Origin of the sequence: Zoogloea sp., from assembly GCF_023150065.1 — a bacterium.
Classification (GTDB): Bacteria; Pseudomonadota; Gammaproteobacteria; order Burkholderiales; family Rhodocyclaceae; genus Zoogloea.
Window position 1 is genome coordinate 1 of sequence record NZ_JAKLLN010000247.1, and the last position, 509, is coordinate 509.

The following is a 509-nucleotide window of genomic DNA, read 5'->3' on the forward strand; positions in this document are numbered from 1 at the left end:
GCCGACCTTCCTGGCCCGGCCCGATCCGGATTCGGGGCGCATCCACAAGCTGAAGTTCGGCCCGTGGATGAAGACCGCCTTCGGCTGGCTGGCGAAGCTCCGCCGGCTGCGCGGCACGCCCTTCGACGTCTTCGGCTACCACGCCGAACGCAAGGCCGAACGCGCCCTTACCGCCCAGTACGAAGCCGACATCGGCCGGCTGATCGGCGAACTCGGCACCGAGCGCCTGCCCATCGCCATCGAGCTCGCCCGCCTGCCGGACGAGATCCGCGGTTACGGCCACATCAAGGCCGCCGCGATGCAGCGGGCGGCAGAAAAGCGCGAGGCGCTGCTGGCAAGGTGGCGCGCCGGCGGCCATCGGCCGGCCAACGTGGCCTGAGGGCTCAGCCCCGCAGCTGCACGAGGACCAGCGTGGCGCAGTGCATCAGTATCGCAACGATGCCGAGCGTCCACGCGGCCTCGTAGCCCCGGGCCGCGAAGCGCCGGTAGGCCGCTTCGTTGTCGCGCTT

General features: G+C 71.1%; 1 protein-coding gene. It reads left to right on the plus strand.

What is annotated here, in order from left to right; translation table 11 throughout:
- Positions 1-379: DUF6537 domain-containing protein (locus L6Q67_RS24510; protein ID WP_367171699.1), on the plus strand; the 379-nt coding region annotated here is incomplete at its 5' end.
- Between the last annotated feature and the right edge of the window lie 130 nt (positions 380-509).